This window comes from Paraburkholderia ginsengisoli NBRC 100965 (genome assembly GCF_000739735.1).
GTDB classification, from domain to species: Bacteria; Pseudomonadota; Gammaproteobacteria; order Burkholderiales; family Burkholderiaceae; genus Paraburkholderia; species Paraburkholderia ginsengisoli.
The window spans coordinates 294,819-318,583 of the sequence record NZ_BBJF01000009.1; the positions used below are offsets into that span (position 1 = coordinate 294,819).

The window sequence follows — 23,765 nt, forward strand, 5'->3', positions numbered from 1 at the left end:
GCGGGCTTGGGCGGCTGGCGCGGGGGAGCGTGCGTGCGGGTGCCGGATCAGCGCGGCAGCAGACGGCTCAGCGCGGCGCTGGCCAGCGCGCCGATCTGCGTCAGGAAATCCGTAGCCATGCCGTCGTGAAAGCGGCGCGCGTCGGCCGAACCCATCACGAGCAGGCCGAAAGTGGGCGCATCTTCGCTGCCCTCGGGGTCGCGCAACGCGAGCAACGCGATCGACTCGGTGACGTGCGCCGACTCGGATGTGGCGACGCCGGATGCGTTCTCGTCGGCCACGGCGCTCATCGCCGGAACGAGCCATTGCGCGGCTTCGAAGCCGGTGTTCGCGCCGCAATACGGCGTGGTCAGGCTGCCGGCGAAAATGCGCACTTCCTCGCCGACATGGCGCGCGAACTCGGCCTGAGCGTAGGGCTCGGCGACATCCCACACGCGCAGCGCGGCTTGCGGCACGTCGAAAATCTCACGCAGGCCGGTGGCGATCGTGCGCGGCAGCGCGTACGGATCGCGCTCGGCCATCACGCGGATGGTCCAGCGGTTGAACTTCGACGCGATGCTGTCGTTCTCGTGACCGTAACGCAGCAGCTCGGCAAGGCGCCGTTCAAGATGCTTGTTCTTGTCGCGCAGCATTTCCATCTGCCGTTCCTGCAGCGACACCGCGGCTTTGCCGTGCGGGTTCCCGAGCCGGATGGTCGCGAGCATTTCCGCGTTTTCGGCGAAAAATTCGGGGTTGGCGAGCAGGTATTCGGCGACTTCGCGATCGTTCATGGTTTCGGCTAAAGGACTACGGGACGACGCCCTGAGGCGGCGCATCGGTCAATGGGTTTTAAGCGGCCAGTGAGTCGGCCAGTTCAATCTCGCCTTCGAAGACGGTAGCGGCGGGGCCCGCCATTAGCAGCGGCTCGCCCTCGCGGGTGCTGTCCCACGTGATCGTCAGCTTGCCGCCGTGCGTGTGGACCAGCACCGGCGCGTCGAGCAGTCCGCGGCGGATACCGGCCGCGACCGCCGCGCAGGCGCCCGTGCCGCACGCGAGCGTTTCGCCGGCGCCGCGCTCGTACACGCGCAGCTTGATCTCGCTACGGCCGACGATCTGCATGAAGCCCGCGTTCACCCGCTGCGGAAAGCGCGCGTGGCGCTCGATCGCCGGGCCTTCGACCAGCACCGGGAACGCTTCGGCGTCGTCGACCACCTGCACCGCGTGCGGATTGCCCATCGATACCACCGAAATCCAGCGCGTCGTGCCGTTCACGTCGAGCGGCCAGAGCGTGTCCGCGCCTTCGCGGCGACCTTCGATGCCTTTGGTGGCGAAGGGTACGCATTCCGGGTCGAACACTGGCGAGCCCATGTCCACGACGACTTCGCCGTTGTCCTGCATGGTCAGCGTGATGATGCCCTTCTGCACCTGCACGCGCACGCTGCGCCGATCGGTCAGGCCGCTGTCGCGCACGAACTTGACGAAGCAGCGCGCGCCGTTGCCGCAATGCTCGACCTCGCCGCCGTCGCAATTGAAGATGCGATATCTGAAATCGACGCCATCCACGGTGGGCTTTTCGACCAGCAGCAATTGATCGGCGCCGACGCCGAAATGCCGGTCCGCGAGCGCGCGCACCTGCGCCGGGCTCAGGTTGACCGGTTGTGTGTAGCCGTCGAGCACGACAAAGTCGTTGCCCGCGCCGTGCATTTTGGTGAATTTCAGTTTCATCGCGCTATTGTAAGTGACGCGCCAGCAGGTGCGCCGGACGCCGCGTTATTTCCGGGTTCGGGCGTCTTTTCGGTTGGCGGCGCCAAGGGCCGTGCGGCCAGAGTCCAGGCTTTCGGCTCAGTACACGCTCGGCACACCCGGCGGCCGGGTCTTGAAGCGCTTGTGCACCCAGTAGTACTGCTCAGGCATCGACGGAATCTGCTCTTCGAGAAACGCGTTCATGCGCCGCGCGTCCGCGTCGTCGTTGCCGGTCGGATAGTTGTCCCAAGGTTTGAACACCTTGAGGCGATAACCCTTGTAGTTCGGCAGCACTTCGCCGATGAACGGCACCACCTGCGCATGGCCGACCTTCGCGAGCCGCCCCACGGCCGTCAGCGTGCAGGTCGGCACGCCGAAGAACGGCACGAAGGTCGAATTGCGTGCGCCGTAGTCCATGTCCGCGCCGAGCATCACCGGCTTGCGCTCGCGCAGCCAGCGCAGCACGATGCGTGCGCTGTCGGCGCGGCTCGCCATATCTGCGCCGAAACGCGCGCGCGCCGCTTTGGCGACTTCTTCGAGCTCCGGGTTCGACATCGGCTGATAAAGCGACCCGCATTGACGCTTGAGCGAGTAGTTCAGGAAGATCGAGCCGGCCTCGATCCCGACGAAGTGAAAACCGAGAAACAGCGTGGGCGGCAGATTCGGGTCCGTCAGATCGATCGCGCTGTCCAGCTGGATCAGCTTTTCCAGCTTCTTCGCGGAGCCGAACCATTGCACGCTGCGTTCGAGGTAGCTGCGGATCGCGTGACGGAAATGCTTCTGCGCGACGTCTTCGCGGCGCTCGTCGGACCATTCGGGAAAGCACAGCTTCAGATTGGTGTGGACGATGCGCTTGCGGCGGCTCGGAATCTGGTAGAGCAGCCAGCCGAGCCCATCGCCGAAACGGGCGACGAGACCATAAGGGAGCAGTGCAAAAAGTTTCAACAGCCCGATCGCGAGCTTTGCGCCATAGCGGCTCAGCATGCGGCCTCCGCAAAAGAGGCGCTGCGCGTGACGGAATTCAGGAAAGCGGAAAAATTGACGTAATACCGCACTCGTGGACACTCTGTGACAATCGAAGGAAGTCGCTATAATAAGGGCTTCGCCGAGTTAATAGACAACTTGCGGGGCGAAGCTGGCAGGCGCGATCCATGCGATACGCGCCGGTTGGTCAAAGTAATCCGCTAAAGCGTCGCCGCTTCAAGGCTCCCCGAAGCTGGCTACGTGAAACTCAACCGTAACCACCAAACAGGAGTCTGCAACGTGGCAAACGACTATCTCTTCACTTCCGAATCCGTCTCCGAAGGCCACCCCGACAAAGTCGCGGATCAAATCTCGGACGCTATTCTCGACGCAATTCTGGCTCAGGACAAATACTCGCGTGTCGCAGCCGAAACGCTGTGCAACACGGGTCTGGTGGTCCTCGCCGGCGAAATCACCACCACCGCGAACGTCGATTACATCCAGGTCGCGCGCAACACCATCAAGCGCATCGGGTACGACAACACCGACTACGGCATCGACTACCGCGGCTGCGCGGTGCTCGTCGCGTACGACAAGCAATCGCCGGACATCGCCCAGGGTGTGGACCGTGCGCACGACAATAACCTCGATCAAGGCGCCGGCGACCAAGGCCTGATGTTCGGTTACGCGTGCGAAGAAACGCCGGAACTGATGCCGTTGCCGATCCACCTGTCGCACCGTCTGGTCGAGCGCCAGGCGGATTTGCGCCGTGACGGCCGTCTGCCGTGGCTGCGTCCGGATGCGAAGTCGCAGGTCACCGTGCGCTACGTCGACGGCAAGCCGCATGCGATCGACACCGTCGTGCTGTCCACCCAGCATTCGCCGGACATCGATCTGGACACGCTGCGCGAAGCCGTGATCGAAGAAGTCATCAAGCCGACGCTGCCGGCCAACCTGATCAAGGGCGATATCAAGTTCCTGGTGAACCCGACCGGCCGTTTCGTGATTGGCGGCCCGCAAGGCGACTGCGGTTTGACCGGCCGCAAGATCATCGTCGATACATACGGTGGCGCGGCGCCCCACGGCGGCGGCGCGTTCTCGGGCAAGGATCCGTCGAAGGTCGACCGTTCGGCGGCTTACGCCGGCCGTTATGTCGCGAAGAACATCGTGGCCGCCGGCCTTGCGTCGCGTTGCCTGATTCAGGTGTCGTACGCGATCGGCGTTGCTCAGCCGACTTCGGTGATGGTCAACACGTTCGGCACGGGCCGCGTGTCGGATGCGACGATCACGCGTCTGGTGCAGGAGCATTTCGACCTGCGTCCGAAGGGCATCATCCAGATGCTCGACCTGCTGCGTCCGATCTACGAGAAGAGCGCGGCGTACGGTCACTTCGGCCGCGAAGAGCCGGAATTCACGTGGGAAGCCACTGATAAGGCGTTGGCGCTCGCCGAAGCGGCTGGCACCGAACCGATTGCCGCGCTGGCCGAATAAGCGCGAGCTGTCCGCTTCAAGCAAAAAACCCCGCCGGCGCGAGCCGGGCGGGGTTTTTTATTGGGCGTTGCGTACGCTGTCTTTGTCGCGCGGGTCTGATTCACCGCAAGCCAGGCGCGGTAGGCGGCCCTGCAAACCTGCAAGCCTGCAAAAACTCACTCATGCTGCCGACACGGCAGCGCCTTCGATCACCGCCTTAACGGCTCGCGAACGCAAACACAAACCAGCCGCTGCTACTGCTCGTCGACATACGGCGCGGTCGGCGGCTCGTGTTCTGCGGCACGACGACCGGTGCGCGTTGCGCGGCGCTCAGACGCAGCGGCGTCGGTTTGCGCAACAGCGTGCGCAACGAAAAACGGCGCGAGCCGCCTTGCAGACGCAGCGCGGAGAAGAACGTATTGAACCAGGTGCGAATGCCGTCGACCGCTTTGGCATCGCGCCATTGTTCGCCCAACGCGCGGGTGCGCGTCGCATGGTGACGCAGCGCTCGCACGACGTGGCGGCGCGCAGGGCGTGCCGCTTTCAGTGCGGCGCGGGTAAGTCGGGTGCTCAGAAGGGTATGCATGGCTTCACAGGTAGGCAACGTGTCGCGCGTCGGAAAATGCGCCAAGAGCAGCACCAAATGTGCCAATGGCGGTGTCTCGATGGACGGCGCGAAGGCCCGGAATTCGTCGGGAGAAAGCACGGAGATCGGCGGCGCGGGCCTGGACGGCCAGCGCACGGCGCAAGAGTGCGGGAGCGGCGATCAACATGCGTGCAGGCTACACGTGATTCATGACGCCAGAAAGTCGGGTTTTTACCCTGCGAGCCGTAACTCACGAGAATCGACCGTCGCGCGCAGCGATGCGCTCGGGCGGTTTGCGGTCGATTATCGTGCGTGTTTGCCCCTTCACTGTGCCGCGCGATCGCTCGCTGCACCTGAAAGTAGTGCGTAAGGCGTCGCTGCCGCAGGGGCGAAACTGCGCGCAGTGCGATCGCGCCCGCTTTACAATCGAGCATCAGCTAGTCGACAGTAACGGATCACCATGTCACTCCATTCGAAGAAAGAGCAGATTTACACGTTGCGGGAGCAGGGCTTTGTCGTGGTGCCGGGGTTGGTGTCGCCCGAGCGTTGCGCGGAATTGAAGGAGATCGCGCAGCATCAGTTGCAGGAAGCCGCGGCGCCGATCGAGCTCGAAGCGGATCTGCAATACCCCGGCGCGCCGTCGTCGCGCGGCGCGCCCGGTGGCCATACGGTGCGGCGGCTGCTGGATGCGTATGGGCGTCATCCGGCTTTCGCGCAATGGGCGACCGCGCCGGAAATTCGCGGCTGGATGGAGTTGTATTTCGGTGAAGAGCCGCGTCTGTCACGCGCGCATCACAACTGCATGATGACCAAGCATCCCGCGTACGGCAGCTTGACCGGCTGGCATCGCGACGTGCGCTACTGGTCGTTCGAGCGTGACGATCTGGTGTCGGTGTGGCTCGCGGTCGGTCCGGAAACCGTCGATAACGGCGCGCTGTGGTTCGTGCCGAAGTCGCATAGCGAACCGTTCACGTCCGAGCGTTTCGACGAAGCCAAGTTTTTCCGCTCCGACCTCGAAGAGAATCAGGCCTGGATTCGCACGGCGGTGTCGCCCGAGCTGAAGGCCGGGGACGTCGTGTTCTTCCACTGCAACACGCTTCATTCGGCCGGCAAGAATCTTAGCGATCAGGTGAAGTTTTCTCTGGTGTACACGTATCACGGCGCGAGCAACGTGCCGTTGCCGGGCACCCGTTCGGCGGCGAAACCCGAGGTGGCGTTTTAGATCTTTCGAAGACGGCGCTTGTGCGCATTCATTCGGCCGGACGCCGAACGAACGCAGAGCGCCGCCTCCGCTCGCCGCGCCTAGCGCTTGCGCCCAGACAACGCAAATCCGGTCAGCCCGGCGAGCGTCGCGACCACGCCAGCCACGATCAGCATGATCGCCTTGTTGCTCGGCGACCCCGTGAACACGCGCGCGACGTCGCTGCTCACCGAGTTGAACGCCTGCCCGCCGAAATACAGCAACACGATGCCGCCGACAATCAGCGCGATTGAAATGGCCTTCGTCATGCACTCCTCCCATAAGCTTCGATCGGCCAAAGTGTAGGGGACCTGCAAGCCATCGTCCATCCCGCATACTGAGCGTCTGCACGTATCGCTTCGATTGGCTACCATAGCGCTCTAGCCGCACGTCGGCACATACCTATAAACAGTCTGCCTCTCGCAACGTGTGATCGCCTCACGCCCGCATGACCGGGCGACTTCACCAACAAGGACACTAGCAATGGCTTACGAAGCAGCTTCAGAACGCTATTCGGACATGCAATACCGCGTCTGCGGCAAGTCGGGTCTTAAACTGCCGGCGCTGTCGCTCGGCTTGTGGCACAACTTCGGCGATACCACGCCCATCTCCACGCAGCGCGACATCCTGCGCACGGCGTTCGATCTCGGCATCACGCACTTCGACCTCGCGAACAACTACGGCCCGCCGTACGGCAGCGCGGAAACGAATTTCGGCCGTCTGTTCAAGGACGATTTCAAACCGTATCGCGACGAGTTGCTGATTTCGTCGAAGGCCGGTTGGGACATGTGGCCGGGTCCGTACGGCCAGGGCGGCGGCTCGCGCAAGTACGTGCTCGCGAGTCTCGATCAGAGCCTGCAGCGCATGGGTCTCGACTACGTCGACATCTTCTACTCGCATCGTTTCGATGCCGACACGCCGCTCGAAGAAACCGCCGGCGCGCTGGCGAGCGCCGTGCAGCAGGGCAAGGCGTTGTACATCGGCATCTCGTCGTACTCGGCTGCCAAGACGCTCGAAATGACGAAGCTGCTCGCCGAGTACAAGGTGCCGCTGCTGATCCATCAACCCGCGTACAACATGCTCAATCGCTGGATCGAGCACGATCTGCTGGATACGCTGGAGAAGGTCGGCGCGGGCACGATTGCGTTCACGCCGCTTGCGCAGGGACTGCTCACCGGCAAATACCTGAACGGCGTGCCGGACGATGCACGCGTCAACAAGCCGGGCGGCGGTTCGTTGAAGCAGGAGCATTTGAGCCCGCAAAACATCGAGCACGTGCGCAAGCTCAACGACATCGCGCAGCGTCGCGGACAGAGCCTCGCGCAGATGGCGCTCGCGTGGGCGTTGCGCGATTCACGCGTGACGTCGGTGCTGATCGGTGCGAGCCGTGCGGAGCAGGTGCGCGAGAACGTCGGCGCGTTGAAGAATCTCGCGTTCTCGAAGGATGAACTCGCGGAGATCGATCGCTACGCGACCGAAGGCGGCGTCAATCTGTGGGAGAAGCCGTCGACGGATCAGGCGATCTGATCCGGTCGTCGCGACCCGCGCCTCTGCGGGAGCAAACAGGCAGAAGCGAAAAAGCCGCCCGTGAGGCGGCTTTTTTTTGCAGCGCTACACCAGCGCCGGCAAACCTTCGACCAGTGCGACCGCGCACATCACGCCGATCAGCGCGCCGAGCACACGCAGCGCGTTGTGCCGCATTTCCGTCTTGCAAGGCAGCGCACCGACGAATAGCGCGCCTGCCAACGCCATCGGAATGACGAGGATGAAATCGCCGATCGTGAAGTAGGTCGTCATGTTCGTCTCCTTATGTTTTACCCGCGAAGGGACGGCTCGAATGCCGGAGCCATGTCCACATCATGCGCGCCTCCGCTCGATTTGAGTATAGAAGACCGTTAGAACGACATAGCACCGACGCGCGGCGTGACAGCAACTTTTCGCAAGGCGCTGAACCCAGCGCGGCAAGGCTTGCGGCGATTGGCGCAGCGCAGCAAACAGATCGAAAAAAATGAAGTGTTTGCTTACGCCGGCCTTACTTTTTGATTCGATTCGATGCGTGCTGAATCGCGAGGCCTATGGCTCGCGGTCGACGAGTCAAAGCTCACGCGCCGGCCTGTTCGCGTCCACGCAAACGCATCGCCGCAATCAGGCCGATGACGAGCAGAGCGCCCACGAGTCCCGCGACACCATTCCATCCGTGACCGGCCCACACGTGACCGCCATACGAACCGATCACGCTCGACCCGATGTAGTACGCGAGCAGATAGAGCGCGGCGGCCTGGCCCTTCGCGTCCTTGGCGAGACGTCCTACCCAGCCGCTCGCGACCGAGTGTCCGGCGAAGAAGCCGAACGTCACGCATGCAATGCCGGTTGCGATCATCGCCAGCGGATGAAGCATCGTGAGCGCGAGACCGAGCAGCATCAGCAGCAAACTGCCGGTGAGCACGCGAGCGCGGCCGAACGTGTCGGCCATGCGCCCCGACCACGGCGACGCGATCACGCCGGTCAGATACACGACGAAGATCGCGCCGATCTCCGTCTGATTCAATCGATAAGGCGGCGCCAGCAGCCGGTAGCCGATGTAGTTGTACAGCGTGACGAAGCTGCCCATCAGCACGAAGCCGAGCAGGAACAGCAAGGGCAGACCCGGCCGGGTGAACTGCCTGAGCAGTGCGGTGCGATGATGCGTGAAACCAAGCCCGCGCCGCGGCACGAAGTGACGCGACGGCGGCAGCAGCGCGCGAAACGCGAGCATCGATAGAAGGCCGAGCACGCCGATCGTACCGATCGCCATGCGCCACGAAAACAGATCCGCGACGACGCCGGTAATCACGCGTCCCGCCATGCCGCCGATCGCGGTGCCGCCGACGTAGAGACCCATCGCGAGACCGAGACCGTCGGGATGCACTTCCTCCGCGAGGTAGGCCATCGCGACGGCCGGCACGCCGCCGAGCGCGAGGCCGAGGAGCGTGCGCAGCACGAGCAACTGATGCCAGTGCGGTGCAATCGACACGCCGATGGTCAGCAACGCCGACACGGTGAGCGACAGCGTCATCAGCTTGTGACGGCTCCAGCCTTCGGAGACGAAGCCGGCGACGAACACGGCGAGTGCGAGCGCGGCGGTGGTGAGCGAGAGCGACAGACTGCTTTGCGCCGGTGTCACGTTGAACGCCTCGGAAAACGACGGCAACAGGGGCTGCACGCAGTAGAGCAACGAGAAGGTCGCATAACCGGCGAACAGCAGCGCGATGCTGGCGCGCCAGTAAGCGCGCGTACCGCGTTCGAGGAAGGGTATGTCGGGCACGGCGGAAGCGTTGGAAGAAGCAGATGAAGCAGGAACAGCCGAGGTAGCGGTCCGCTGGGATTCCGGCGGCGGGGTCACGAAAAAAATCTCCTTGGGGAAAGCAGCATACGCAAAGGAGTTAAGGATACGCTGAAATGGCGGTACAGGCCGGCGCCGCATGCAGCGTGGCTCGCTGAACCCGCACGCCTGCGCAACCTAACACCGTGCAACGTACAGCACATACAGCGGCCTTTTCGATGCAGCGAACCCACTGAGCTGACCACTACCCCTGCGTCGCAGTCTCGCTGGCCGGCGCGGACGGATGCACGAGCTGTTCATCGGTTGGCAGCGCGGATGCGTCCCAACCGCCGCCCAGTGCCTTGACCAACGCGACGCTCGCGGCCATCCGGCGGCGCGCGATCGACACCGCGTTGCGCTCGTTGGTGAGCGCTGTCGTTTGCGCGACGACGACGTCGAGATACGTGATCGCGCCGTTCTTGTAGCGGTCCGACACGACCGCCAGCGCTCGCTGCGCGGCGGCTACCGCGTCGTCCTGGGTGGCGGCTTCCTGTTCGAGCACGCGCAGCGCGGCGAGATTGTCCTCGACCTGGCCGAACGCCGTGAGCACCGTTTGCCGGTATTGCGCGACGCTTTCGTCATAGTGCGCGCGGGCCTGTTCTTTCACCGACGCGCGTCCGCCGAAGTCGAGCAGCGTGCCCGCTAGCGCCGGCCCGAGCGACCAGAGACGGCTCGGCGCGAGCAGCCATTGACTGTAGTTGGTCGCTTCAAGGCCGCCTGTCACCGACAGAATCAGGTTCGGAAAAAACGCCGCCGTCGCCACGCCGATCTGTGCGTTCATCGCGGCGACCTGCCGTTCCGCAGACGCGATGTCGGGCCGTCGTTCGAGCAGCGCGGAGGGCACGCCGGTTTGCGCGACTACCGGCACGGCGGAGAGCGGCGCGACCGGCAGCGAGAACGTCGACGGTGGCTGGCCGATCAGGATCGCGATCGCATGCTCGAGTTGCGCGCGTTGCACGCCGAGGTCGAGTGCTTGCGCCTGGGTGGTCTTCAATTGCGTTTGCGCCTGCGCGACATCGGCGTCGGTGGCGATGCCGCCCGCGTAGCGGTGCTGCGTCAGATCCAGCGCTTCGCGATAGGCGGCGATCGTGTCGTCGAGAAGTTGGCGCTCCTGATCGAGTCCGCGCAACTCGAAGTAGTCGGTCGCGAGTTCGGCCTGCATCGACAGGAGCACGGCCTGGGCGTCGGCGGCGCTGGCCTGCGCGTCGGCCTTCGCGCCCTCGACGCTGCGCGATACGCGGCCCCACAGGTCCGGTTCCCATGACGCGTCGGCTTGCACGAGGTAGTCGTTCAGCGTGAGGCCGGCGGTCGATTTGTGCAGCACGTTCTCCGAGGACCGCGCGCGCGAATAGGCGGCGTTCGCGGTGACCACCGGGAAATAGCTCGAACGATATTGCGCGACGGTGGCGCGCGCGGCGCGAAAGCGCGCTTCGGCGGCCTGCACGTTCTGGTTCGCGCCAGCGACCTGCTGTTCGAGCGCATCGAGCGATGGGTCCGCGTAGAGGTTCCACCACGCGCCGCGCGTGAGCGTGTCGGCGGGTTGCGCGGGCTTCCAGCCGGTGCCTTCGAGTTCCTTGTACGTGGCGGCGATAGGTGTCGGCGGTTTAACGTAGTCGGGGCCGAGCGTGCAGGCGGAGAGCGCGCACGCGAGGAGCAGTGCGAATGCCGGGGTGCGTGTGGGAACTCGCGTGACGGTACGGGTGCGCGGCGACGCGATAGCGTGTTGTCGTGCTCGCGCGTTCATGACGGTGTCCTCGCGGACGGTGAAGCTGCGATGTGCGTCGGGGGTGAGGTTGTTAATACTGGTGCTGTTGCTGTTGCTGTTGTTGGTACTGAGGCGCTTGCGGTTTTCTCGTCGCTCATCGCTGCGCCGGAAGCGCCTGCGCTTTTCTCACCAGTCGCCGCCCCAGTCGCGTCCGCTCCACCATCACCCTTCGCCGCCGCGCCCGAAGCGCCGGAACCACCCGTCGCCCCTTCCGCCTTGCGTGGCACGATCCGCACCGGCGCGCCATCGACGATCGAGTCCTGCGGATTCAGAATCACCTGCTCGTCGCCCTTTAAACCCGACGCAATCGCGACCCGCGTGCCGAAGTCCGTCCCGAGCGACACCGGCATCAGCTTCACCTTGCGCTGCGCATCGACGGTCGCGACCTTCACGCCGTCCGGCCGGAACAGCAGCGCGTTACCCGGCAGCGTGAACGGCGCCGCGCCCGCGCCCAACGCGAAATGCACCTGCGCGTACGCACCCGGCAGCAAATCGCCGTTGCGATTGTCGACGTCGACTTCGACCAGCATCGTTCGTTGTTGCTGATCGACTGCGCCCGCGGTGCGCGCGACCGTGCCCGGATAATGCCGCGACGGCGTCTCGGTCAGCGTCAGGAACGCTGTCTGCTGTGCGCGGACCTGCTGCGCGTAGGCTTGCGGCACATTGACGTACACACGCAGACGATCCGCCTGCGCGACATGAAACAGCTCCTTCGCCGGACCGCCCGCGCTGCCCGCATCGATCAGTGCGCCGACGTCGATGTTGCGCGCCGTCACCGTGCCGTCGAACGGCGCGTAGACCTTCTGGAACGACTGCGTCTTCTCCAGGCGCGCCACATTGAAACGCGCCGCGTCGAGCGTGGCCTTTTTTGCGAGCATGTCGCCGACCTTCTCGTCGGTCTCCTGCTTCGACACCGATTTGCTCTTCAGCATTTCCGTCCAGCGATCGGCGGTGCTTTTCGCTAGCGCATAGTTGGCGTTGGCGTTCGCGAGATCGGCGCGGGCCGCGCGCAATTGATCGTCGACTTCAGGCGTGTCGATTTCCGCGAGCAGCTGGCCGCTTTTGACGCGCGCGCCGATGTCGGCGTACCACTTCTTCAGATAGCCGTTGGTGCGCGCGTAGATCGGCGTGTCGAGAAAGGCCTGCACGTTGCCGGGCAACACGAGATCGAGCCCGGCCGACGACTTCTGCGGCCGCACGACTTCGACGCTCATCTGGCTCGCATGCTCGGCATCGCGTTCGAGCGCCGCGTGCGCGCTGTGACGCGACCAGATGCCTTGGGCCGCGAGCGCGATCACCACCACGGCCGCCACGACGACGAGCCAGCGCGTGCGCTTCGCTTTCGCGGGATCGCGCGCGCTGCCGGAACCGTCTGGACGTTGTGCTTCCATCAAACTTTCCCCTTGAATTGGCGTGGGCAGTCGATGCTGCCTCTTGTGGTACATGCGGTGCTAAACGCGGTGATACATGCGATATCGCATGCGGCGCTACCTGCTGCCGTTTTCGCGCGCCGCATCATGGCTTGCCCACCACATGCTTGGCCGCGCGTTGGCGCCGCGCCGCGAGCCGCCGGTAGATCATCGAGAACACCACCGGCACGAAGATCAGCGTCGCCAGCGTGCCGACCGTCAGCCCGCCGATCACCGCGCGCCCGAGCGGCGCGTTCTGCTCGCCGCCCTCGCCGAGACCGATCGCCATCGGCACCATGCCGATGATCATCGCGAGCGCCGTCATCAGCACCGGACGAAAACGCGTGAAGCCTGCTTCGACCGCTGCGCGCGTCGCGTCGCCGTGTTCGAGCAACTGTTCGCGCGCGAAGCTGATCACGAGAATCGAGTTGGCGGTCGCGATGCCTATACACATGATCGCACCCGTCAAGGCGGGAATCGACAGCGTGGTGTGCGTGAGAAACAGCATCCACACGATGCCCGCCAGCGCGCCCGGCAGCGCGGTGATGATGATGAACGGATCGAGCCACGACTGGAAGTTCACTACGATCAGCAGATACACCAGCAGGATCGCGAACACGAGACCGGCGAACAGGCCCGAGAACGAATCGTTCATGGTCTGCACCTGGCCGCGGATTTCGACGGTCGAGGTCTTCGGCAACTCGGCGCGAGAGTCGTCGACAATCTTGCGGATGTCGTCGGAGACGCCGCCGAGGTCGCGGCCGTCGGCGGTGCCGAAGATGTCGATGGTGGTCTGCGCGTTGTAGTGTGTGAGCACCGCGTTGCCGGCCTCGCGCCGCATGGTCGCGAGCGAGCCGAGAATATTGGTGCGGCCGTTCGCGTTCAACGGAATGTTCGCGAGCGCCTGCAGCGAATCGATCGTGTATTGCGGCGCTTCGGTGATCACGTTGTAGCTCACGCCGTTGCGCGGATTGAGCCAGAACGTCGGCGTCGTTTGCTGGCTGCCGGACAGCGTGATCAGCAAATTACTCGCGATGTCGCGTTGCGAGAAACCGGCTTGCTGCGCGCGCGTGCGATCCACGTCGATAAAGATGCGCGGCATGTCGGCGGGCTGCTGGATGCGTACGTCGGCGAGTCCCGGCACCGTGCGCAGACGGTGCAGCAGGTTCGCGGCGAACACGCGGTTTCCCGCCACGTCGCGGCCGACGATCTGAATATCGATCGGCGACGGCATGCCGAAGTTGAGTGTCTGGCTGACGATATCCGCGGGCAGAAACGCGAACTGCACGCCGGGGAATTCGTCGGTGAGCGTGCGCCGCAGCGTCCGTACGTAGTCGGCGCTCGGACGGTGATCGGGATTCAACGTGATGAGCACGTCCGCATCCGACGTGCCGATCGTCCCCGTGTTGCTATACGACAGGTTGATGCCCGACACCGGCAGGCCGATGTTGTCGATGATCGAATGCAGTTCGTCCGCCGGGATCAACTGACGAATCCGCGTATCGACGCGATCGGTCATCACCGCGGTTTCCTCGACCCGCATGCCGGTTTTCGCGCGCAGATGCAGCGCGATCGTGCCGGCGTCGACGGCCGGGAAAAAGTCGCGGCCGAGGAACGGCATCAGCAGCATCGACGCGCCACAGCACAGCAGAAACAGCGTCACGAACAAACCCGGCCGCGCGACGCGCGCTTCGAGAAACACGCGATAACGCGCGCGTAGCCGCGCAAAACCGCGCTCGAAAGCGTAGTGCACACGCATGAACGGATTGCGCGTTTGCGCGGGCGCGTGATGCAGGTCCGCCGGTTTGTGGTGATGACGCAGCAGATACTTCGCGAGCGTCGGCACGAGCGTACGCGAGAAGAAATACGAAGCCAGCATCGCGAACACCACGGCCTCGGCGAGCGGAATGAACAGGTAATGCGCGACGCCCGTCAGCAGAAACATCGGCACGAACACGATGCAGATCGACAACGTCGACACCAGCGTCGGAATCGCGATCTGATGCGCGCCGTCGAGAATCGCCTGTTCGAGCGTCTTGCCCTGTTCCAGTTGATGGCTGATGTTTTCGATCGCCACCGTCGCGTCGTCGACGAGAATCCCGACCGCGAGCGCGAGCCCGCCGAGCGTCATGATGTTGATGGTTTCGCCGAGCAGCGACAGCGCGATGATCGACGTGATCATCGACAACGGAATCGACACGGCGATGATCAGCGTCGCGCGCCAGTTGCCGAGGAACAGCAGAATCATCAGACCGGTCAGGCACGCGGCGATCAACGCTTCGCGCAGCACGCCCTGCACGGAAGCGCGCACGAACAGCGATTGATCGGCCACCGGATCGATGTTCAGTGACGCCGGCACGAGATTGCGCAGCGTCGGCATCATCGTCTTGATGCGATCGACGATTTCGAGCGTGGACGTGTTGCCGCTTTTGTTGATGGTCAGCAACGCGGCGCGCTGGCCGTTCACGCGCACGATGTTGGTCTGCGGCTGGAAACCATCGCGCACGTGCGCGACGTCGCGGATATAGATGGTGCCGTTGGCCGTCGAGCGGATCGGGAGGTTGTTCAGGCCGGCCAGCGAATCCGGGCTGCCGTTCATTTCCACCGAGTATTCGGTCGAGCCGATTTTCGCGGTGCCCGAAGGCAGGATCAGATTCTGCGCGCTGACGGCGTTGACCACGTCGAGCGGCGACAGATTGCGCTCCTGCAACTTGCGCGAATCGATATCGACCATGATCTGCCGCTGCTTGCCGCCATAGGGCAGCGGCGCCGATGCGCCCGGCACGGTGGCGAGCTGCGTCTTAAGGAAGTTGTTGCCGAAGTCGAACAGCTCCTGCTCGGTCAGCGACGCGGACGACAGCGCCAGCCGCAAAATCGGCACCGTCGACGCGTTGTAGCGCAGGATGTTCGGCGGCGTGATGCCGGGTGGCAGCGAGCGCAATTGCGTTTGCGACAGCGCGGTGACCTGCGCGAGCGCTTCGTCGATATTCGCATGCGGCTGAAAAAAGATCTTGACCACCGCGATGCCGTTCAGCGAGGTCGATTCCGTGTGCTCGATATCGTTGACCGCCGTCGACAACCCGCGCTCGTAGTTGAGCACGATGCGCTTTTCCATCTCGTCGGCGGGCAGGCCGTTGTACGACCAGATCACCGAGAGCACCGGAATGTCGATGTTCGGGAAGATGTCGGTCGGCGTGCGCAAAATGGTCAGCGGCCCGACGATCAGTAGAAGCAGCGCCAGCACGACGAACGTATAGGGGCGCCGCAGCGCGAGACGAACGATCCACATGACTAGTGCGCCTGCGTGATATCACGGAGAGCGGCGCGGCGCGTGCGCGCAACGCGGCGGCCATACTGGACATGGTGCGAGCCGCTGCGCGATGCGGCCGCGATGCATGGATTGAGCGAGTCGTTCTGGCAGTACACGTTTTTGATATCCCACCCCAGCAGGGTTTATGATGATCTCGTTACGGGGATTGACGCCCCAGATCATCGGTCGCGCGCACCGTAATTGGAATAGGGCGAAACGACGGTTGAAGAGCCTTTAATTCGCGCTTTCCAAAGCCCCGCAAAACGGGAACAATGACTCGAACCTCTCACGCGTATCACGCGCAGCAGATTGGGTGCGTACGCAACGTTAGCGGCGAAGCGGCGCTTTTATCATCACCTTGACCGGCATGAAATCACAAAGCCGGCTACGGGAGAAACGGGGAAACATCATGCAAATCGGTTCCATTGTCCGGTCGGTGCATATTGCCGTGCCGCAAGGCGCGCGCGGAATCGTCATGCGCATTCTTGGCGACATGGCGATGGTGGCGTGGTATGCCGGCGAACCCGGCGCATCGCCGCATCTGAATACTGAACCCTTTTTCCTCGAAGACCTGATCGATACGGGCGAGCAGGTTCGCCCGTCGAGCGCGCAAATGCATTGACGGCATTTCCCTGTCAAAGTGTAGGCTCGTTGTAGACGCGATGTAATCCGTATCGTGAATCGTCGCGCTCGTCTTTGACGCCGGCGCGGCGCACAATGCGGGCATGAACGACGACAACCTCGACTCACAGAACGGCGCGCAGAGCGCCGTGCCTTTCACCCGGCTCCAGCCGGAGATCGTGCTCGACGCGCTCGACAGCGTGCTCAGCACGGTCGGCGTGCGCACCGACGGTCGCATGTTGCCGCTCAACAGCTACGAGAACCGCGTGTACCAGGTGGGCGTCGAAGATGGTCCGCCGGTGGTCGCGAAGTTCTATCGTCCTGAGCGCTGGAGCGATGCCGCGATTCTCGAAGAACATGCGTTCGTTGCCGAGCTCGCCGCGCGCGAAATTCCGGCGGTGCCCGCGCGCGAGTTGGACGGCCGCACGCTGCATACCTTCGACGGTTTCCGCTTCTCGATCTTTGAGCGTCGCGGTGGCCGCGCGCCGGATCTCGACCGGCGCGACACGCTCGAATGGCTGGGGCGTTTCATCGGCCGTATTCATGCGGTTGGGCAAACGCAGAACTACGCCGAACGTCCCACGCTCGACATCCATACGTTCGGCTACGAGCCGCGCGACTTCCTGCTCGCGCAGCGCTTCGTGCCTGCCGACGCGCGCACCGCGTGGGAAACCGCAGTGAACCTCGCGCTCGAAGACGTCGAGCGCGCGTTCGAGCGAGCCGGCGATATCCGCATGTTGCGCATGCATGGCGACTGCCATCCGAGCAACGTGTTGTGGACCGATGCGGGGCCGCATTTCGTCGACTTCGACGATAGCCGCATGGGTCCGGCGGTGCAGGATTTGTGGCTGCTGCTGCCGGGCGAGCGCGCGGAAGCGTCGCGCGCGCTGGCGGATCTGCTCGCCGGTTACGAGGACTTCTGCGAGTTCGAGCCGCGCGAACTGTACCTGGTCGAAGCGTTGCGCACACTGCGGCTGATTCACTATCAGGCGTGGCTCGCGCGTCGCTGGGACGACCCGGCGTTTCCGGCCGCGTTCCCGTGGTTCAACACGCAGCGCTATTGGGAAGACCGCATCCTCGAAATGCGCGAGCAGATCGGCGCGATGCAGGAAGGGCCGCTCTGGCCGGTGTGAGTGTCAGCGTTTGCCGTGCTGGGCGTGGCCGTGCATCGGGTGCAACGGACGGCGGCAACGGAGAGCGATGCAACTCGCGCATCCGAAAACCCGCGCGTTTCAAGGCGCCCGCGACACCACGCTCGGCGATTCCACCAGCGTCGACTTGACGATCACCTCGGCGCGCACGTCGCGCCCGATCGCTTCGAGCGCGGGACGCATCTGCGCGAAGTCGTCGGGCGTGCAGACGTCGCTGTCGAAATGCGTGACGCCGTCGCGTGTCATCGTGACGACATTGCTGAGCGGGTCGAACGTGTACTGCGACTGGAAATCGACGAAGCGGTCCTGCGTGCGCTTCGCCTCCGGCATGTCGAGCACGCGAAAGTTGGCGGGCAACTCGATACGCGCGCGTTCATGCATCGCGAGGTTGTGGCAGATGAACGGCTGCGTGCGCTGACGTTCGCCGAGCCAGTAGCGCGTGTCCGCCTCGACGCCACCCGCGAGACTCGTCAGCGCGCGAATCGACGCCGCCGTGCCGGGCACCACGAGATTTTCCAGCGTGCCTTTCATCGTCACCGTGAGTGGGCCGTCGGCCACTGTCAGGTCGCTGGTGGAAAGCGTAGCGGTGCCGCGCAGATTGGCGCTGCGCAATTCGGCTTCGATCGATTCCTCGCGCTGCGCGGGCGACTGCGTGCGCAACCTCGCGCGCGCCTGTTCGGCGAAGGGTCCGGCGTCGTCCATGCGATACGTGAAGCTCGCGGAACCGTCCGGTTCGACCTTGATCGACAGATCGGTGCTGCGCGTCATCAACGCGGTGGCGGGCGTACGGGCGAGCACGCCCTGATCGACCAGCACGGTCGGCCGGTTCATATCCGACGACGGCAAAAACCCGAACTCGACATTCGACGCGGTCGAATCCGCGTATTGCTGCAGATCCGGCAGCCACGTGATTACGTGATTGATGACGCCGTAGCCGGGCACGCTCGGCAGCGTGTAGATTGTCCCGCTGCTGATCAGCGCCGGCTCGTTACGCACGCCGACCGCGTCGAGTAGCGCGCCGTACAGCGCGACGTGATCCTTGCAGTCGCCGTAGCGGTTCGCGAGGATCGCGCTCGCGCGATGCGGCACGACCGCGCCGCGTCCCACGTTGATCGCCACGTAGCGGACATTGCGGCGCACCCAGTCGTACAGCGTCTTGGCTTTGTCGCGCGGCGCGGGGTCGTGCGCGGTGAGCTGCTGCGCGAGACGCGTGACGGCGGCCTCGTGGATGCTCGGGTCCGCCGCGGACTCGCGATAGCTGGCGGCGAACGCGGCGTAGTCGGGGAAAGTCGAGACCATCAGCCGGTCGCCGTACGACACGTAGGCGATCGAGCCGCGCTCCAGCCGGCTGAAATGCGCCTTGTCGTAGCGATACTCGTAGCGCGTGCGACCGTCGCGCGTCACGGGTGGCTGCGCGATGAAACCGCGCGCGTCGGCGTAGAGCGGTTTGCCGGCGGGCAGATCGTAGATCAGGCGGAAGTTGTGGGTCGGCGCGAGGTCTGGCGGCGTGAAGTCGCTGAACTCGCCGGGCACGATCGGCTGCTTCTGCGTCTTGCGGTACGTGAGATGCACGCGCGCCCCCGGCTCGACAGCAGGGAACACGATCACCTTTTCCTGGATGTCCTGGAACATCGGTGCGTCGAACGAGCGGGCCTCCTGCACGTCGCGGATCTGCTCGGGCTCCACGTCGTGGCGCACGCCGTCGGCGGTGGTCGTGTAGGCCTCGAGAATCTCCACGTCGGCCATGTTGCGGTTAAACCAGACGTATTGCTGCGCGGCCCGCGCGACGCCGGCTTCGTTGTTCACGCGCAGCGTCATCGAGTTGAGCTTGGTGTAGGAGCCGTCGGCGTTGACGGTGAAGGTCTGCGTTTCGCCTTCGTTCGTATAGGGATCGTCCAGCCGGGTCGGCACCGCGCCGCTCGCCGCGTGGACGCCAGCAAGCCAGCCGAAAGAGGCAACACAGACCACGGAACAGAGGCGCATGGCGGGCAGATGTCCGAACGGTGACGTTGACGGGATCTGACGGCTAGAGTCGGTTTGCCCCGTGCGGATGTCAAGCGGTTGTCACGCTTTGAAATAGAGCGAAGATTGAGCAAATCGCTTAGTTGTGTAATGATAGTCGTTCTCAATTGAAAGGCGTCGCCAGCTATTTGTCACATTTCTCCTCCTCTGTGACTGCCAGCCAGCCTCTCAACCGGACGACCTGGACCGCAAGCCGGGTCGTTCGGTCCCTTCCCTCAAAAGACTTTTATAACCGCAGCCGGTAAGCGCGCGTGACGTGCCGCGCGCCGGCGACGGCGTATCCCGTTGCGCCGCCTGGAGCCCGAAGTGAACGCGCCTGATTCGATCGAAATAAAACCAGCCGCCGGCAGCGGCACCCAGTACACCGCCCATACGCCCGAGCGCGACCATCATCTGATGGACGACGCCGAGCAGGCGGCGCGGCGTCAGCGTTCGCGCCGCGCGACTTTCATCAAGTGGCTGCGCAAGGTGCATGGCTGGGTCGGTTTGTGGGGCGCGGTACTCGGTCTGATGTTCGGCGTGACCGGCTTCCTGCTGAACCACCGGGGCGGTCCACTAAAGGTGCCGACCGGCGAGCCGCAGGTCGAGGAAATGCAGATTCCCGTGCCGCAAAAGCCGCTACGTTCCCCGATGGAAATGGCGAAGTGGCTTAAGAAGGAGCTGAACATCTACGGCAAGCCGGGGCGCTCACGGCGCGAGCCGGCGCATCCGGTCGCGTGGGGCGACCGCAGCACGATTCAGCCGGAGTTCTGGCAGATCGGCATCATGGGGCCGTCGCATGGCGTGCAAGCGGAGTATTGGGTCGGCAACGGCTTCGTCTCGGTGAAGCGCACGCAGAACTCGTTCCTCGCGACGATGAACAATCTGCACAAGGGCGTGGGCTTGAGCGTCGGTTGGGTGTTGCTGATCGACACGATCGCGGGCAGCCTGATTCTGCTTTCGCTGACCGGTGTGCTGCTGTGGACCGAGCTGAATAAACGCCGGGTGGTAGGCGTCGTGCTGATTGGCGGATCGGTGATCGCGGCCGTTGTGTGCGGGTTGATGTAAGCGGCTGGGTCGTGCGGCGCGCTGTGCGCTGTGCGAAGCGTACGGCACGCAGCACATAGCAATGGCGGCGCGACACGCGCCGCGGCAACCCGCCAGCCACCAACCGCCATCCTTCACCGCGCTTCCAAAAAAGCCTCCGCTAACCCCTAAACGCTACACGCCCTGCCACCTGAAGCGGCGATCTCCCGTGCCGCCTTCGCGCCTTCGACCTGAAGCAGCGTAGGCAGCGAAACCCCATTCTTCGCCGCCGTCACCTCGGCGAGAATCGACACGGCGATCTCCGGCGGCGTGCGGCTGCCAATATAAATCCCGACCGGCCCATGCAACCGGCCCAGTTCGTTATCGTTCAGATCAAACTCTTTCAGCCGCTCGCGCCGCGCTTGGTTATTCCTGCGCGAACCCAGCGCGCCGACATAGAATGCCGGCGTCTTTAGCGCTTCCATTAGCGCGAGATCGTCGAGCTTGGGATCGTGCGTCAGCGCAATCACCGCGCAGCGCTCGTCGAGTTTCATGTCGATCACCGTGTCGTCCGGCATGGTCCGCACGATCTTCGTGCCGGGGATGTTCCACTCCTCGGTGTACTCCTCGCGCGGATCGCACACCGTCACCTGATAATCGAGTCCCACCGCGATGTTGCACAGATAGCGCGACAATTGCCCCGCGCCGATCACCAGCATCCGGTAGCGCGGGCCGTGGATCGTCAACAGCCGCGCGCCGTCGAAATGCACGCCGTCGGTCGCCTGCGCATCGTCGAGCCGCACCGCGCCGGTCGTCATGTGGACTTCGCGCGCGACGAGCCGGCCGCTCTCCACCGCCTTGCACAGTTCGGCGATGCCGCTTTGCGGCGTCAGCGGTTCGAGCACCAGCTGAATCGTGCCGCCGCACGGCAGCCCGAAGCGATGCGCTTCCTCCGCCGTGATGCCGTACTTCACCGCTTCCGGATGCGTCTGCTCGATACCCCTCTGCCGCACGCGGTCGATCAGATCGTCTTCGATGCAGCCGCCCGATACCGAGCCCACCACGAGTCCGTCGTCGCGCACCGCGAGCATCGCGCCCTCGGGACGCGGCGACGAGCCCCACGTCTTGACCACCGTCACCAGTAGCGCGCGATGTCCCTCTTCCAGCCAGCGCGCGCTGGACTTCAGGACTTCGAGATCCACGCTGTCCATGATTTTTTCCTCTTGCTCGTATCGGTTGTGTCGCTTGCCTCGGCGCCGGACTCGTTGTCAGCGGCGTCGTTCGATTCCGCGTCGGTCTGCCCAGTTGTGGCGGTGGCTTCAGCACCCTCTCCCACAAGCTGCGCGCCAAAGCGCTTGAAGAACTCGCCGGCGATTTTACGCGCCGCGCCGTCGACCAGCCGCGAGCCGATCTGCGCGAGCTTGCCGCCGACCTGCGCGTTCGCCGTGTAGGTCAGCTTCGTCGCCGCGTCGCCGTCGGGCTCCAGGGTGACGCGCGCGTTGCCTTTCGCGAAACCCGCTGCGCCGCCCTGGCCTTCGAACACGATGTTGTACGCGTTCGGCGCGTCGATGTCGGCGAGTTGCATGCGGCCTTTGAAGCGCGCCTTGACTGGACCGACGGCGGCGCTCAGCGCCACCAGATACGCGTTCTCGCCGTCCGGGTCGATGCTTTCGCAGCCCGGGATGCATGCGCGCAAAATCTCCGTGTCGTTCAGCGCGTCCCACGTGCGCTGCTGCGGCACCGGCAGCGTGTGGGTTTCGGTCAATTCCATGACGTTGCTCCTGCGGTTGTCGTGGCCGCGCGAGTCGGACGAGGCGCGCGCGCGCGTTGCGCGAGGTCGCGGCCGAACGCAGCCAGACTGTCCAGATTATGAACCGGCCGATGCGCGTCGACGTACGGCAGGATCGCCTGCACGCCGCGCGCCTTCGGAGAAAAGCCGCTGAAACGCAGCAGCGGATTGAGCCAGACGATGCGGTGCGCGAAGCGGCGCAGACGCGCCATCTCGGTGTCGAGCACGTCGATCGCTTCGTGATCCAGGCCGTCGGTGACGAGCAGCACCGTCGCCCTGCCTGTGAGCACGCGGCGCGCCCAGCGGCGATTGAACTCGGCGAGCGTCGCGCCGATCCGCGTGCCGCCCGACCAGTCGAGCACCTGATCGGTGAGTGTGGCGATCGCCACGTCGGGGTCGCGCTCGCGCAGCGCGCGCGTCGCGTTGGTCAGGCGCGTGCCGAACAGGAACACCTGCAGGCGTTCGCGCGACTGCAAAAGCGCATGGCAGAAATACAGCACCGCGCGCGAATAGCTGCTCATCGAGCCGGAGATGTCGAGCAACAACACGAGCGGCGGCTTGCGCTCGACCACCGCGCGGTACTTCCACACCGTCCAGTCGCCGCCCGCGCGCACCGCATGCCGCGCGCTCGCGCGCAAGTCCGCATGCGTGCCGTGCGACGCGGCCTTCAGGCGACGCGTCCGCTCGGTCGCGAGCGGCAGCCGCTGGCCGCGAATCAGATGACGCAAGGTGCGCCATTCATCGGCGGACAGCGTGTCGAAGTCGCGATGACGCAGCCGCTCTTCGGCGCTGAACGTGACGTGTGCGCGCAGTTCGTGCTGCTCGGTTTCCTGCGGCGCGTTGCTGTGCGGCGATGGCGGCGCGCGGACCGCGAGCGCATCGGCGAGACGATTGTTGCGTTTGGGCGGCGGCAGGCCGTCGCGGACTTTCGGCAACAGCAGCGCGCGCAGCTTGCCTTCCCAATCCGGATCGCGCCAGAACAGGTCGAAGGCCGCGTTGAACAGGTCGCGCTCGTCGGGCGCGGACACCAGCAGCGCGGCGAGGGCAGCGCGCACGTCGTCGCGGCGGCCGAGGTCGATCCAATGCAGGGCGGCGAGCGCGTCGACGGCTTGCGCGGGCGACATCGGCAAACCCGCGCCGCGCAGCACGCGCACGAAATGGACGACGTTGCGGGCGAGGGTGGGGGTGGTTTCGAGCGGCGGCGTGGTGGGTTCGCCTGCAGATGTCGTTGTGGTTCGGTTGTCGGCCAGGCCGGCGGCGAATGAGCTGATGCCCGCGTGCGCGTCGAAGCCCGTGGATGAGGCGCTGTCCGTGGCGTCGCTGTCGCCGGGTGCGGTTGGCTTAGACATGC

Annotated in this window: 21 protein-coding genes; 7 read left to right on the forward strand and 14 right to left on the reverse strand. The window is 64.6% G+C overall.

Going from position 1 to position 23,765, the window contains the following annotated elements:
- Positions 1-47: 47 nt before the first annotated feature.
- From BGI01S_RS18005 to BGI01S_RS18015, 3 genes are all read right to left on the reverse strand, one after another.
- Positions 48-770: a DUF484 family protein gene (locus BGI01S_RS18005; protein WP_042327314.1), complete on the reverse strand. Its 723-nt coding sequence runs from the start codon at positions 768-770 to the stop codon at positions 48-50.
- 58 nt (positions 771-828) lie between these two features.
- Positions 829-1,704, reverse strand: coding sequence for a diaminopimelate epimerase (dapF, locus tag BGI01S_RS18010; protein WP_042327315.1), 876 nt, complete (start codon positions 1,702-1,704; stop codon positions 829-831).
- Between the two features lie 117 nt (positions 1,705-1,821).
- Positions 1,822-2,706: a lipid A biosynthesis lauroyl acyltransferase gene (locus tag BGI01S_RS18015; protein ID WP_042327316.1), complete on the reverse strand. Its 885-nt coding sequence runs from the start codon at positions 2,704-2,706 to the stop codon at positions 1,822-1,824.
- Positions 2,707-2,985: 279 nt separating this feature from the next.
- Here BGI01S_RS18015 and metK point away from each other — a divergent pair, with 279 nt between their 5' ends.
- The gene (metK, locus tag BGI01S_RS18020) at positions 2,986-4,176 is read left to right on the forward strand and encodes a methionine adenosyltransferase (protein WP_042327317.1); all 1,191 of its coding nucleotides are present in this window, start codon (positions 2,986-2,988) and stop codon (positions 4,174-4,176) included.
- 196 nt (positions 4,177-4,372) lie between these two features.
- On the opposite strand, the gene BGI01S_RS18025 is transcribed toward metK, so the two are convergent.
- Complete coding sequence (locus BGI01S_RS18025; RefSeq protein WP_042327380.1) at positions 4,373-4,741, reverse strand: hypothetical protein; 369 nt, start codon at positions 4,739-4,741, stop codon at positions 4,373-4,375.
- Between BGI01S_RS18025 and BGI01S_RS30275 the strand changes: the two genes are divergently transcribed.
- Together BGI01S_RS30275 and BGI01S_RS18030 are read left to right on the forward strand one after the other, a co-directional pair.
- Positions 4,740-5,111, forward strand: a complete 372-nt coding sequence (locus BGI01S_RS30275; protein WP_157004217.1) for a hypothetical protein — start codon at positions 4,740-4,742, stop codon at positions 5,109-5,111. The genes BGI01S_RS18025 and BGI01S_RS30275 overlap by 2 nt on opposite strands.
- Before the next feature lie 90 nt (positions 5,112-5,201).
- Complete coding sequence (locus BGI01S_RS18030) at positions 5,202-5,963, forward strand: phytanoyl-CoA dioxygenase family protein (protein WP_042327318.1); 762 nt, start codon at positions 5,202-5,204, stop codon at positions 5,961-5,963.
- 80 nt (positions 5,964-6,043) lie between these two features.
- Here the strand turns inward: BGI01S_RS18030 and BGI01S_RS18035 are convergent, their stop codons facing one another.
- Complete coding sequence (locus BGI01S_RS18035; protein ID WP_042327319.1) at positions 6,044-6,250, reverse strand: DUF3185 family protein; 207 nt, start codon at positions 6,248-6,250, stop codon at positions 6,044-6,046.
- A 214-nt stretch (positions 6,251-6,464) separates the two neighbouring features.
- Between BGI01S_RS18035 and mgrA the strand changes: the two genes are divergently transcribed.
- Entirely contained in the window at positions 6,465-7,508 is a 1,044-nt protein-coding gene (gene mgrA / locus BGI01S_RS18040) for an L-glyceraldehyde 3-phosphate reductase (protein ID WP_042327320.1), read from the forward strand.
- 84 nt (positions 7,509-7,592) lie between these two features.
- On the opposite strand, the gene BGI01S_RS18045 is transcribed toward mgrA, so the two are convergent.
- The 5 genes from BGI01S_RS18045 to BGI01S_RS18065 all read right to left on the reverse strand — a co-directional run bounded on the left by BGI01S_RS18045 (position 7,593) and on the right by BGI01S_RS18065 (position 15,805).
- Positions 7,593-7,778 (reverse strand): hypothetical protein, encoded by a 186-nt coding sequence (locus BGI01S_RS18045; protein ID WP_042327321.1) that lies wholly within the window; start codon positions 7,776-7,778, stop codon positions 7,593-7,595.
- 304 nt (positions 7,779-8,082) lie between these two features.
- Complete coding sequence (locus tag BGI01S_RS18050) at positions 8,083-9,363, reverse strand: MFS transporter (RefSeq protein ID WP_084585415.1); 1,281 nt, start codon at positions 9,361-9,363, stop codon at positions 8,083-8,085.
- A 184-nt stretch (positions 9,364-9,547) separates the two neighbouring features.
- Complete coding sequence (locus tag BGI01S_RS18055; RefSeq protein ID WP_157004218.1) at positions 9,548-11,086, reverse strand: efflux transporter outer membrane subunit; 1,539 nt, start codon at positions 11,084-11,086, stop codon at positions 9,548-9,550.
- A complete protein-coding gene (locus tag BGI01S_RS18060; protein ID WP_042327323.1) occupies positions 11,083-12,498 on the reverse strand; it encodes an efflux RND transporter periplasmic adaptor subunit in 1,416 nt (471 codons plus the stop codon). The genes BGI01S_RS18055 and BGI01S_RS18060 overlap by 4 nt, the downstream gene beginning before the upstream one ends.
- A 124-nt stretch (positions 12,499-12,622) precedes the next feature.
- Entirely contained in the window at positions 12,623-15,805 is a 3,183-nt protein-coding gene (locus BGI01S_RS18065; protein WP_042327324.1) for an efflux RND transporter permease subunit, read from the reverse strand.
- 430 nt (positions 15,806-16,235) lie between these two features.
- Between BGI01S_RS18065 and BGI01S_RS18070 the strand changes: the two genes are divergently transcribed.
- Entirely contained in the window at positions 16,236-16,448 is a 213-nt protein-coding gene (locus BGI01S_RS18070; protein WP_042327325.1) for a hypothetical protein, read from the forward strand.
- Positions 16,449-16,551: 103 nt separating this feature from the next.
- Positions 16,552-17,580 (forward strand): serine/threonine protein kinase, encoded by a 1,029-nt coding sequence (locus BGI01S_RS18075; protein WP_042327326.1) that lies wholly within the window; start codon positions 16,552-16,554, stop codon positions 17,578-17,580.
- Positions 17,581-17,679: 99 nt separating this feature from the next.
- On the opposite strand, the gene BGI01S_RS18080 is transcribed toward BGI01S_RS18075, so the two are convergent.
- Entirely contained in the window at positions 17,680-19,581 is a 1,902-nt protein-coding gene (locus BGI01S_RS18080; protein WP_042327327.1) for a DUF3857 domain-containing transglutaminase family protein, read from the reverse strand.
- Between the two features lie 345 nt (positions 19,582-19,926).
- On the opposite strand from BGI01S_RS18080, the gene BGI01S_RS18085 reads away from it, so the two are divergent.
- Complete coding sequence (locus BGI01S_RS18085) at positions 19,927-20,667, forward strand: PepSY-associated TM helix domain-containing protein (RefSeq protein ID WP_042327382.1); 741 nt, start codon at positions 19,927-19,929, stop codon at positions 20,665-20,667.
- 146 nt (positions 20,668-20,813) lie between these two features.
- Here the strand turns inward: BGI01S_RS18085 and BGI01S_RS18090 are convergent, their stop codons facing one another.
- The 3 genes from BGI01S_RS18090 to BGI01S_RS18100 are packed head-to-tail and all read right to left on the reverse strand — an operon-like array spanning position 20,814 to position 23,763.
- Positions 20,814-21,836 (reverse strand): XdhC family protein, encoded by a 1,023-nt coding sequence (locus tag BGI01S_RS18090; protein ID WP_042327328.1) that lies wholly within the window; start codon positions 21,834-21,836, stop codon positions 20,814-20,816.
- Positions 21,809-22,396: a CoxG family protein gene (locus BGI01S_RS18095; RefSeq protein WP_042327329.1), complete on the reverse strand. Its 588-nt coding sequence runs from the start codon at positions 22,394-22,396 to the stop codon at positions 21,809-21,811. Before BGI01S_RS18095 ends, BGI01S_RS18090 begins: the two co-directional genes overlap by 28 nt.
- On the reverse strand, positions 22,387-23,763 hold the full coding sequence (locus BGI01S_RS18100) for a vWA domain-containing protein (protein ID WP_232624322.1): 1,377 nt from the start codon (positions 23,761-23,763) through the stop codon (positions 22,387-22,389). Before BGI01S_RS18100 ends, BGI01S_RS18095 begins: the two co-directional genes overlap by 10 nt.
- Between the last annotated feature and the right edge of the window lie 2 nt (positions 23,764-23,765).

Excerpts from the sequence above, each read along its gene's own strand:
- BGI01S_RS18005 (WP_042327314.1), bottom strand. The coding sequence starts at position 770 with ATGAACGATCGCGAAGTCGCCGAATACCTGCTCGCCAACCCCGAATTT.
- dapF (WP_042327315.1), bottom strand. The coding sequence starts at position 1,704 with ATGAAACTGAAATTCACCAAAATGCACGGCGCGGGCAACGACTTTGTC.
- BGI01S_RS18015 (WP_042327316.1), bottom strand. The coding sequence starts at position 2,706 with ATGCTGAGCCGCTATGGCGCAAAGCTCGCGATCGGGCTGTTGAAACTT.
- BGI01S_RS30275 (WP_157004217.1), top strand. The coding sequence starts at position 4,740 with ATGGCTTCACAGGTAGGCAACGTGTCGCGCGTCGGAAAATGCGCCAAG.
- BGI01S_RS18025 (WP_042327380.1), bottom strand. The coding sequence starts at position 4,741 with ATGCATACCCTTCTGAGCACCCGACTTACCCGCGCCGCACTGAAAGCG.
- BGI01S_RS18030 (WP_042327318.1), top strand. The coding sequence starts at position 5,202 with ATGTCACTCCATTCGAAGAAAGAGCAGATTTACACGTTGCGGGAGCAG.
- BGI01S_RS18035 (WP_042327319.1), bottom strand. The coding sequence starts at position 6,250 with ATGACGAAGGCCATTTCAATCGCGCTGATTGTCGGCGGCATCGTGTTG.
- mgrA (WP_042327320.1), top strand. The coding sequence starts at position 6,465 with ATGGCTTACGAAGCAGCTTCAGAACGCTATTCGGACATGCAATACCGC.
- BGI01S_RS18045 (WP_042327321.1), bottom strand. The coding sequence starts at position 7,778 with ATGACGACCTACTTCACGATCGGCGATTTCATCCTCGTCATTCCGATG.
- BGI01S_RS18055 (WP_157004218.1), bottom strand. The coding sequence starts at position 11,086 with ATGAACGCGCGAGCACGACAACACGCTATCGCGTCGCCGCGCACCCGT.
- BGI01S_RS18060 (WP_042327323.1), bottom strand. The coding sequence starts at position 12,498 with ATGGAAGCACAACGTCCAGACGGTTCCGGCAGCGCGCGCGATCCCGCG.
- BGI01S_RS18065 (WP_042327324.1), bottom strand. The coding sequence starts at position 15,805 with ATGTGGATCGTTCGTCTCGCGCTGCGGCGCCCCTATACGTTCGTCGTG.
- BGI01S_RS18070 (WP_042327325.1), top strand. The coding sequence starts at position 16,236 with ATGCAAATCGGTTCCATTGTCCGGTCGGTGCATATTGCCGTGCCGCAA.
- BGI01S_RS18075 (WP_042327326.1), top strand. The coding sequence starts at position 16,552 with ATGAACGACGACAACCTCGACTCACAGAACGGCGCGCAGAGCGCCGTG.
- BGI01S_RS18080 (WP_042327327.1), bottom strand. The coding sequence starts at position 19,581 with ATGCGCCTCTGTTCCGTGGTCTGTGTTGCCTCTTTCGGCTGGCTTGCT.
- BGI01S_RS18090 (WP_042327328.1), bottom strand. The coding sequence starts at position 21,836 with ATGGACAGCGTGGATCTCGAAGTCCTGAAGTCCAGCGCGCGCTGGCTG.
- BGI01S_RS18095 (WP_042327329.1), bottom strand. The coding sequence starts at position 22,396 with ATGGAATTGACCGAAACCCACACGCTGCCGGTGCCGCAGCAGCGCACG.
- BGI01S_RS18100 (WP_232624322.1), bottom strand. The coding sequence starts at position 23,763 with ATGTCTAAGCCAACCGCACCCGGCGACAGCGACGCCACGGACAGCGCC.